This window comes from Streptomyces sp. NPDC059452, from assembly GCF_042750035.1.
GTDB lineage: Bacteria > Actinomycetota > Actinomycetes > Streptomycetales > Streptomycetaceae > Streptomyces.
The window spans coordinates 175,591-184,984 of the sequence record NZ_JBHYVE010000017.1; the positions used below are offsets into that span (position 1 = coordinate 175,591).

General features: G+C 71.5%; 10 protein-coding genes. 6 read left to right on the plus strand and 4 right to left on the minus strand.

Annotation, left to right across the window (positions count from 1 at the left end; genetic code table 11):
• Nucleotides 1–93: 93 nt before the first annotated feature.
• The 5 genes from ACFW9Z_RS22865 (at nt 94) to ACFW9Z_RS22885 (ending at nt 5,319) form a co-directional block, all read left to right on the plus strand.
• Complete coding sequence (locus ACFW9Z_RS22865) at nt 94–1,047, plus strand: SDR family oxidoreductase (RefSeq protein WP_384643853.1); 954 nt, start codon at nt 94–96, stop codon at nt 1,045–1,047.
• A gap of 139 nt (nt 1,048–1,186) precedes the next feature.
• Nucleotides 1,187–2,404 carry a sensor histidine kinase gene (locus ACFW9Z_RS22870; protein ID WP_384643855.1) on the plus strand — a complete coding sequence of 406 codons (1,218 nt, stop codon included), beginning with the start codon at nt 1,187–1,189 and terminating at the stop codon, nt 2,402–2,404.
• The gene (locus ACFW9Z_RS22875) at nt 2,401–3,066 is read left to right on the plus strand and encodes a response regulator (RefSeq protein ID WP_384643857.1); all 666 of its coding nucleotides are present in this window, start codon (nt 2,401–2,403) and stop codon (nt 3,064–3,066) included. Before ACFW9Z_RS22870 ends, ACFW9Z_RS22875 begins: the two co-directional genes overlap by 4 nt.
• Nucleotides 3,067–3,206: 140 nt before the next feature.
• Nucleotides 3,207–4,514 carry a cytochrome ubiquinol oxidase subunit I gene (locus ACFW9Z_RS22880; protein ID WP_384643859.1) on the plus strand — a complete coding sequence of 436 codons (1,308 nt, stop codon included), beginning with the start codon at nt 3,207–3,209 and terminating at the stop codon, nt 4,512–4,514.
• A gap of 28 nt (nt 4,515–4,542) precedes the next feature.
• A complete protein-coding gene (locus tag ACFW9Z_RS22885; protein WP_384643861.1) occupies nt 4,543–5,319 on the plus strand; it encodes a cytochrome d ubiquinol oxidase subunit II in 777 nt (258 codons plus the stop codon).
• A gap of 58 nt (nt 5,320–5,377) precedes the next feature.
• On the opposite strand, the gene ACFW9Z_RS22890 is transcribed toward ACFW9Z_RS22885, so the two are convergent.
• Both ACFW9Z_RS22890 and ACFW9Z_RS22895 read right to left on the minus strand, forming a co-directional pair.
• Nucleotides 5,378–6,502 (minus strand): AI-2E family transporter, encoded by a 1,125-nt coding sequence (locus ACFW9Z_RS22890; protein ID WP_384643879.1) that lies wholly within the window; start codon nt 6,500–6,502, stop codon nt 5,378–5,380.
• A gap of 187 nt (nt 6,503–6,689) precedes the next feature.
• Nucleotides 6,690–6,884, minus strand: a complete 195-nt coding sequence (locus ACFW9Z_RS22895; RefSeq protein WP_384643863.1) for a DUF3046 domain-containing protein — start codon at nt 6,882–6,884, stop codon at nt 6,690–6,692.
• Between the two features lie 80 nt (nt 6,885–6,964).
• Here ACFW9Z_RS22895 and ACFW9Z_RS22900 point away from each other — a divergent pair, with 80 nt between their 5' ends.
• Nucleotides 6,965–7,879: a hypothetical protein gene (locus ACFW9Z_RS22900; RefSeq protein WP_384643865.1), complete on the plus strand. Its 915-nt coding sequence runs from the start codon at nt 6,965–6,967 to the stop codon at nt 7,877–7,879.
• Between the two features lie 80 nt (nt 7,880–7,959).
• On the opposite strand, the gene ACFW9Z_RS22905 is transcribed toward ACFW9Z_RS22900, so the two are convergent.
• Both ACFW9Z_RS22905 and ACFW9Z_RS22910 read right to left on the minus strand, forming a co-directional pair.
• Nucleotides 7,960–8,265 (minus strand): AzlD domain-containing protein, encoded by a 306-nt coding sequence (locus tag ACFW9Z_RS22905; protein ID WP_384643867.1) that lies wholly within the window; start codon nt 8,263–8,265, stop codon nt 7,960–7,962.
• Nucleotides 8,262–9,107, minus strand: a complete 846-nt coding sequence (locus tag ACFW9Z_RS22910; protein WP_384643869.1) for an AzlC family ABC transporter permease — start codon at nt 9,105–9,107, stop codon at nt 8,262–8,264. The genes ACFW9Z_RS22905 and ACFW9Z_RS22910 overlap by 4 nt, the downstream gene beginning before the upstream one ends.
• Nucleotides 9,108–9,394 lie beyond the last annotated feature (287 nt).

Below are 9,394 nucleotides of genomic sequence, written 5' to 3' on the forward strand. Positions count from 1 at the left end.
GCAGGAGGCATAGGAAGTCGCAGGGGGCATAGGGGGAGTCACAGGAAGGCGACGCCCTGCGCACTCGGGAGCACCGCCCTACATTAGGGCGATATGGGACCTTCTACGACACCGCAAACGCCCGACAGCGAGCCCCGTGCGGGCTCCGATCTCGCCGGGCGGGTGGCTCTCGTCGCGGGAGGCACCCGGGGAGCGGGCCGCGGGATCGCCGTCGAGCTCGGCGCAGCCGGGGCGACCGTGTACGTCACGGGCCGCACGAGCGGCTCCGAGCGCTCCGAGATGGACCGGCCCGAGACGATCGAGGAGACGGCGGCCCTGGTCGACGCGGCGGGCGGCCGCGGGATCGCCGTGCGGGTCGACCATCTGGTCCCCGACCAGGTCAGCGCGCTCGTGGCCCGCATTTCGAGCGAGCAGGGGGCCCTCCACATCCTGGTGAACGACATCTGGGGCGCCGAGATCGAGTGGGACAGGACGGTGTGGGAGTCGTCGCTCGGCACCGGGCTGCACACGCTGCGGCTGGCCGTCGACACCCACGCCATCACCAGCCATTTCGCGCTGCCGCTGCTGATCGAGACCCCGGGCGGCCTGGTCGTCGAGATGACCGATGGGACAGCCGAGTACAACGCGGCCAACTACCGCGTGTCCTTCTTCTACGACCTGGCGAAGGCCTCCGTGAACCGCATGGCCTTCGCGCTCGCCCATGAGCTCGCGCCGCACGACGCGACCGCCGTGGCGCTCACGCCCGGCTGGCTCCGCTCCGAGGCGATGCTCCAGGCCCACGGCGTCACCGAGGCCACCTGGCGCGACGCGATCGCGCACGCGCCCCACTTCGCGATCTCGGAGTCCCCCGCCTATGTGGGCCGGGCGGTCGCCGCTCTCGCCGGGGACCCGGAGGTGGCGCGCTGGAACGGGCAGTCGCTCTCCAGCGGACAGCTCGCCCAGGTGTACGGCTTCACCGACGTGGACGGAAGCCGGCCCGATGCCTGGCGGTATCTGACGGAGGTCCAGGACCGGGGGCTGCCCGCCGACGTCACGGGCTACCGCTGAGCTCTGGGCATCGCCCCGGACGGCCGCTGATCCCCGGCCGCCGTCCCCGGGCCACCGTCGGCCCCCTGCCGTCGTCATCCCTCGCTCCGCGTCTCTCCCTCACTCCGCGTCCCTCGGCTCCGCGCCTATCCTTCCTGACATGCCCCTCCCCTCCGGTCCGCGCACCGGCACCTCCCGCCCACGCGGTGGTGGCGTGTCCGCGCGTACGGCCGACATCGGGGTGACCGCCGCCGTCACCCTGCTGGTGGTGGTCTGGACGCTGCTGACCATGCGGTACGAGAGCGAGCCGCTGAACCGTACGGTGATCGGCTGGGTGCTCATCGCGGTGGGGTGCGCGGCGCTGTACTTCCGCCGCCGCGCCCCCGTGGCCGTCGCCGCCGTGACGCTGGTCGTGTGCGTCCTCTATTACCCGCTGTCCGTCCACGACGGTCCTCTTATGGTCACGTTCGCGCTGGCCCTGTACACGGCCGCCGCCGAGGGGCGGTTCACGGCCGCCGTCGCCCTCGCCGTCGTGACCCTGATCGCCGTCGGCTTCGGTGAGGTGCGCCAGCACGACGGCAACCGGCAGATCGACGACATGTCGTTGTTCATGCTCGCGGGCTGGCTGATCAGCCTCGTCGCCGTGGGCCGGGCCCAGTGGACCCGCAGCGCGTATCTGGGCGAGGTGGAGCAGCGGGCGCTGGCCGCCGAGCGGGAGCAGGAGGCGCGGGCCGAGCAGAGCGCGACCGAGGAGCGGCTGCGGATCGCCCGGGAGCTGCACGATGTGCTGGGGCACAGCATCTCCCTGATCAACGTCCAGTCGGGTGCGGTGCTGCACAAGCTGAGCAGGAATCCGGAGCCCGCCGCCGCCCTGTCCGCCGCCGAGGAGGCCCTGGAGGCGGTCAAGGCCACCAGCAAGGACGCCCTGCGCGAGCTGCGCTCCACGCTCGGCGCGCTGCGGCAGGCCGACGAGGCGGCTCCGACCGCACCGACCTCGGGGCTCGACCGGCTGGACGAGCTCGTCGCACGGGCCCGCTCCGCCGGTATCGAGGTCCGCGTCCGTACCGAGGGCGAGCCGCGCCCCCTGCCGCCCCCGGTCGACCTGGCGGCGTACCGCATCGTGCAGGAGTCGCTCACCAACGTGACGCGGCACGCGCGGGCGACCGGTGCGGTGGTGACGGTCGACTACACCGACGACCGAGCCGTACGGGTGCGGATCGACGACGACGGCGAGGGCGCCCCGGAGGGCCGTCCGACCGGCAGCGGCATCCGGGGCATGGCCGAGCGGGCCAGGGCCTTCGGGGGCGAGCTGACGGCGCGGAACACCGCACAGGGATTCGGCGTGAGTGCCCGGCTGCCGATCGAGGGGACCGAATGATCCGCGTAGTGCTGGCCGACGATCAGACACTGGTACGGGCGGGCTTCCGCTCGATCCTGTCCGACGAGGGGGACATCGAGGTCGTCGGCGAGGCCGCCGACGGCGAACAGGCCGTCGCCCTGGCCCACGAACAGCGTCCGGACGTGGTGCTGATGGACATCCGGATGCCCGGGACCGACGGACTGGAGGCCACCCGCCGTATCACCGCCGACCCGCGCCTGGCAGGTGTCCGCGTCGTCATCCTGACCACCTTCGACATGGACGACTACGTCTATGGGGCGCTGCGCGCCGGAGCCTCCGGTTTCCTGGTCAAGGACACCGAGCCGATGGAGCTGCTGCACGGCGTACGGGTGGTGGCGCGGGGTGACGCCCTGATCGCCCCGGCCGTGACCCGGCGGCTGATCTCGGAGTTCGCGAACCGTCGCAGCCGGCCGGAGTCCAGCCCGCGCCTGAACGCCCTCACCGAGCGGGAGCGGGAGGTCATGGGGCTGGTCGGGGCCGGGCTCTCCAACGACGAGATCGCCGCCCGGCTCGTGCTCAGCCCCGCCACCTCCAAGACCCATGTCAGCCGGATCATGACGAAGCTCGGTGTGCGCGACCGGGCCCAGCTGGTGATCCTCGCCTACGAGTCGGGCATGATCACGCCCGGCTGGATGGCCTGAGCTCCCGCCGCGGTCCTGTGCTCGGCCCGAGGCGTCAACTTCCGTAGTACGCGGACGGCTGCGGCCACGACTCCCGTAGTAGGCCCGTTGTCCTCCCCGGGCCGACGCGGAGGGCCGGGCCGTGCACCGAGGCTTCCGGGGTGGATCCGGAAACGCTCGACCTCGCGCGGCTGCAGTTCGCCCTCACGGCGGGCGGCCACTTCCTCTTCGTCGCCCTGACGCTGGGGATGGCCCTCGTCGTGGCCTGCCTCCAGACTGCGGCCACGGTGACCAAGAAGCCGTCGCATCACCGTATGGTGCGCTTCTGGGGGCAGCTGTACGTCATCAACTACGCGGTCGGCATCGTCACCGGCCTGGTGATGGAGTTCCAGTTCGGGCTGAGCTGGAGCGGTCTGACGCACTACGCGGGCAATGTCTTCGGCGCCTCGCTGGCCGTCGAGACGATCGTCGCGTTCTTCGTGGAGTCGACGTTCCTGGGGCTGTGGATCTTCGGGTGGCACCGGTTCAACCAGTGGGTCCATCTGACGACGATCTGGGTCGTCGCGTCGACCGCCTGTCTCTCCGCGTACTGGATCCTCGTCTCCAACGGCTTCCTGAACCACCCCGTGGGCCATCGCACCGAGAACGGCCGACTGGTCCTGGCGGACGCCGGGGCGCTGCTCACGAACCCCAGCACGCTGCTGGCCTTCGGCCACATCCTGGGGGGAGCGCTGCTGACGGCCGGATTCTTCATGGCGGGCGTCAGCGCCTACCACCTCTTCCGTCGTACCCCTGAAGGGGAGTTCTTCGGGCGGAGTCTGCGGATCGGGGTGTTCGTCTCCTTTCCCGCCCTGTGGGTCACGGCGGGCTTCGGTGGCGTGCAGCTGGCCTCGCTGACGGATCTGCAACCGATGAAATCCGCTGTCTTCAGTAGGAAGACAGCGGAGATCGCCGACCTCCAGGCGGAGATGGCCGCCCGGTTCGGCCCCGGCGACTATGTGCCGTCGGAGGTGTGGACGCGTGGCGGCGCCCTGGTGATGCTGCTCGCCTTCGCGCTGATGATGTACCTCTGCCTGGCCGGGGTCGTGCTCGCCTGCTTCCGTACGGCCGTCCAGCGCTTCCGGCTCTGGCACGTGGTGCTGATGGCCTCCGTTCCGCTGCCCTATCTGGCAATGATCAGCGGCTGGGTCTTCCGGGAGGCGGGCCGGCAGCCCTGGGTGGTGTACGGGCTGCTGAAGACCGAGGACGCCGTCTCCAGCCACTCGCCGGGCACCATGCTCGCCTCGCTGATCACCTTCACTGTGCTGTTCGCGGCGCTGGCCGTCCTCAACGGATGGCTGCTCCTGCGGCACGCGCGGACCGGGCCGGTGGAGTCGGGGCTCGGACACGACGACCGGGTCGCCACGGGCCCGGTCGGTGCCGCTCCCCCGGATCCCGGCGGACCGCCGCCCTTCACTCCCCGCTACTGAAACACCGCCCATCTACTGAGGAGCCGTCGTGGACACCCTGGCCGTCTGCCTGCTCGCCTTCTTCGCCACCGGCTACTTCGTCCTCGCGGGCGCGGACATCGGCACCGGCATGCTGCTGCCGTACCTGGGCGCGGACGACGGTGAACGGCGCCTGGTGATCGCTTCCTTCGCCCCGTTCTTCCTGGGCAACGAGGTCTGGCTGATCGCCACGGCGGGCGTGCTCGTGGGCTGTTTCCCGGTCCTGGAGGGCGAGCTGCTGAGCGCCCAGTTCACCGTGGTCGTGCCGTTGATCGTCGGCTGGATGGTGCGCGATGCGGGGCTGTGGCTGCGCGGGCGGGCCGGTGGCCGGAGGTGGCGGGCGGGGTGCGACGGGACGGTGGTGTGCGGAAGCTGGGCGGTGGCGCTGGCCTGGGGCTGGCTGCTGGCCGCGCTCTTCGCGGGTACGCCGGAGCGTACGGCCGCCGCCCCGGTCGGGGCCGTGACCGCGCTCGCCGTCGCCGCGCTGTTCGCCGCACACGGTCTGGGGTTCGCTGCGGTGCGCCTGACGGGACGCCCCTGGTCGCGGGCGCACCAGCTCGTGGGCCGCACCGGCCCCCGTAAGTCCTTCGCCCTGACCGCCGTCCTGATGGGCGCCCTGCCCCTCTTCGCCGGACCGGGGCTCCATCTGAGGGCCAACGCCGCCGACGGGGCGACGCTCACCCTGCTCGTACCGGTCCTGCTCGCCTTCTGTCCGCTGCTGGTCGCCGCCCAGGCGTGGACCTGGCACACCTTCCGGCACCGGGTGACGGGACCCTCGTACCTCTGACGGCGGCCGGGGAAGCTGAGCCGTCGCCGGTACGGAACGGGAGTGCGCCGTCCGCCGCTCAGGCCCCCCGGCCGGGGCCGCCCAGCGCCCGGCGTATCCGTGTGAGGACCGGCTCCCCGCGCCTCGGGCGGGGGCCGCCGTGCACCCTGGGGTCGTCGGTGACGTCGTACCGCTTCACATAGGCCCCCAGGAACGCCTGGAGCGTGGCGACCGCGGGGATGGCGATCAGCGCGCCGACGGCTCCCAGCAGGGCCGTGCCCGCGATCACCGAGCCGAACGCGACCGCCGGGTGGATGTCGACGGTCTTGGCGGTCAGCTTGGGCTGGAGGACATAGTTCTCGAACTGCTGGTAGACCACGACGAACCCGAGCACCCACAGGGCGTACCAGGGGTTGACCGTGAAGGCGATCAGCATCGGCAGGGCGCCCGCCAGATACGTGCCGATGGTGGGGATGAACTGCGAGACGAGCCCCACCCAGACGGCGAGCGCGGGCGCGTAGGGCACGCCGAGGACGACCAGAAGGATGTAGTGGGCGACGCCGGAGATCAGCGCCATCAGGCCGCGCGAGTAGATGTAGCCGCCGGTCTTGTCGACCGCGATCTCCCAGGCACGCAGGACTTCGGTCTGCCGGGCCGGTGGCAGTACGGAGCACAGTGCGCGGCGGAGCCGGGGGCCGTCGGCCGCGAAGTAGAAGGAGAACAGGAAGATCGTCAGCAGCCGGAACAGCCCGCCCAGGACCGTGGTGGAGACGTCGAGCACCCCCGTGGCGCTGTTCTGGACGTACTTCTGGAGCCAGTCGGAGTGCAGCAGGCTGTCCTGGACCTGGACCCGCGAGAGGTCGGTGCGGAAGGTCTGGTTGACCCAGTTGATCACCGAGTCGATGTACTTGGGGAAGTCGTCGACCATGTCGAGGATCTGTCCGGCGAGCATCGAGCCCAGCAGCACGACGAACCCGGCGCTGAAGATCATCAGACCGATGAAGACGAGGAAGGTGGCCAGTCCCCGGCGCATGCCGCGGGCCGACATCCGGCCCACCGCGGGCTCGATGGCGAGCGCGAGGAAGAACGCGATCAGCACATTGGTCAGCAACCCGATGAGCTGGTCGAACGCCCAGCTGCCGAGCTGGAAGCAGGCGTAGAGGGCCAGGGCGAGCACCATCGCGCGCGGCAGCCAGCCCGGCATGCGGGCGGGCATCGGACCCGGAGGCGGTGTGGTGGGGGGCTCGGCGGGCGGTGTGGCGGACGGCTGGGCGGGAACGGTCTCGTCTGTCGATGACACGGGACAAGTCTCGCCTACGCCACCGACAGCCGGTTCCCCGGCCGGTCGGGGGAGGTGATCGGCGCCTGCCGACGGGGAGCACCCACGGAGGTCAGCGCTTGTCGGCGGGGACGTCCATGGACGTGCAGACCGCGCGCCAGACGTCCTTCGCCTCCCAGCCCGCGTCCAGCGCCTGGTGCACCGTACGGCCACCGAGTTCGGCCATCACATGGTCTTGGGCGAAGGAGTCCGCGTACACGGCACCGAAGTGGTCCGCCATCCGCTCCCAGAAAATCGTCAACCGCATGCCATCAGTATCGCGCTCCTGAGAGTGCAGCAGGTCCGCCGGGCATGTGCCGGGGCCTCATTCCCCTCTACGGTCGGTCCATGGCTGGAACCGGAGCACATCCCCTCGTCCGCGCCGAGCACTTCATCTGGCTCACGGCACGCGTCCTCGAACAGCGGAGGTTCGCCCACCGCTTCCTCGACGGCGCCCGCGACCCCGTCGAGACGGCACTGGCCGCCTACCGCAACGAGGACGGCGGCTACGCCCACGCGCTGGAGCCGGATCTTCGCGGCCCGGTGAGCCAGCCGCTGCACACGGCTCACGCGCTCGGCGTCCTCGACTCGATCGGCCGCTGCGACGGACCGCGTGTGGAGCGGGTCTGCCGCTATCTGAGCGATGTGTCGACCAAAGAAGGCGCGCTGCCCGCACTGCTCCCTTCCCAGCGCGGGTATCCCGCCGCACCGTTCGTCCCCGTGGTCGACGACCCGCCGGCCGAACTGCTCGCCACCGGTCCGATCGTCGGACTGCTGCACCGCAACGAGGTGTGGCACGCCTGGCTGTTCCGGGCGACCGACTTCTGCTGGAACGCCGTCGACGCCCTGGAGCAGTCGCACCCCTACGAGATCGAGGCCGCGGTCGCCTTCCTGGACGGGGTGCCGGACCGGGCGCGCGCCGAGCGGGCGGCGGACCGGCTCGGCCGGCTGGTGCGCGGACAGCGGCTCGCGGTGCTCGATCCGTCCCGGCGGGCGGAGTACCCGGTGGCGCCGGGATACGCGCCGGGCGAGCACCACTTCCCGTACGACTACGCCCGTACGCCCGGGTCGCTGGCCCGCCGCTGGTTCACCGACGAGGAGGTGGAGCGCTCGCTCGACCATCTGGCGGCCGAGCAGCGGGAGGACGGCGGCTGGCCGGTGAACTGGCGGCAGTGGGCGCCGGGCACCGCCCTGGAGGGGCGGCCCCTGGTGACGCTCAGGGCTCTGGAGACGTTACGGGCCTACGGCCGACTCCCCGCCTGACCTCCGGCCCGGGCCCGCCTCACTCGGCCTGGCTCAGCCCGCCTCAGGCCCCCGGCTCGGCCCGGCTCGGCCCGACTCGCTCAGCCGAGCGCGCGGACACCCGCCGTGACCACCACGGCCGCCCCGACGACCACCAGGAACGGGGCGCGCAGGACGAGGGCGAGCGCTGCGGCGGCGAGTCCGGCGGCCCGGGCGTCCAGGACGAGCTGCTGCCCGTCGCCGAAGGTCTGCTGAGCGGTCAGGGCCGCCAGCAGCGCCACCGGCAGCAGGGTCGCCATCCGCCGTACGAGCGGTCGCTCCAGCACTCCGGCGGGGACCAGCAGGCCCGCGTACTTGGCGAGGTAGCAGCTCGCCGCGGTCAGTCCGATGGCTATCCACACGTTCACGCGTCCCGCCCGCCCTTCTGTTCCGTCGTCTTCTTCTGTCCCGTCGTCTCCTTCTGTGTGGCCGCGCCGGGTCCCCGCCTGCGTCGTCCCATAAGGAAGAGGACGACGGGCGCCGCGAGCGCGGACAGCAGGACCGGCACACCGGCCGGCAGGACGGGCAGCAGCGTCAGGGCCAGCAGTACGGCGAGACCGGCGGTGACGCGTTCGGTGGTGCTCTTGAGCATCGGTGCGAGCAGCGCGAGGAAGACGGCCGGACTGGCCGCGTCCAGGCCCCAGACGTCGGTGTCGCCCAGCGCCTCGGCGCCCATCGCACCCACCAGGGTGGTGAGGTTCCACAGCACGTAGAGGGTGAGCCCGGTGACCGTGAAGCCGAGTCGGGCGGCCCGCCGGGTGGGCTGGGCCACGGTCACCGCGGTCGTCTCGTCGATCACCCAGTGCGCGGCGAAGGGGCGCACCGCGCGCGGAAGGGCCAGCAGCTGCGAGAGCCGCAGGCCGTAGAAGGCGTTGCGGACGCCCAGGAAGAACGCTCCGGCCGCTGCCGTGTACGGGTTGCCACCCGCGGCCAGCGCGCCGACCAGGGCGAACTGCGAGGCGCCGGTGAAGACGAGGAGGCTCAGGGCACAGATCTGCAGCAGGCTGAGCCCGGACCCGGCGGCGGTGACGCCGAAGGCGAAGCCGGAGAGCCCGACGGCGATGCCGACGCCGAGCGCGTCCCGGACGACGGCCGCGTCCGGCTTGTCGGGCCGCTGCGGTGGGGCGTCCGGGGCTGCCGGGCCCGGCAGCCCGGCGGATATGACACCGGTCGCGCCGGTGCTCTCTGGGGGTGCTGTCTGTTCTGCCACCCGCCGCACGTTACGGGGACGGGCCGGACCCGGTCTTGTACGTTCTTGCACACCCGCGTCGCCTTCAGGAGCCCGCGCTCCCGCGTCGTCCCTAGGTCGTGTTGGAAGTTCGGATCATGTGGCTGAGGCGATGTGCTTCAGCCACATGATCGATCCTCGGAGGTGAAGTCCTGCCTCGTAGCTCTCGGGAGATTTGTCGTAGCGGGTGGGTGCGCCACGAGGCGCCACGGAATCGAGTGAGGTGAGAGACCTTCACCGCCGGGTTGTCGTAGCAATCCGGTTGAAGC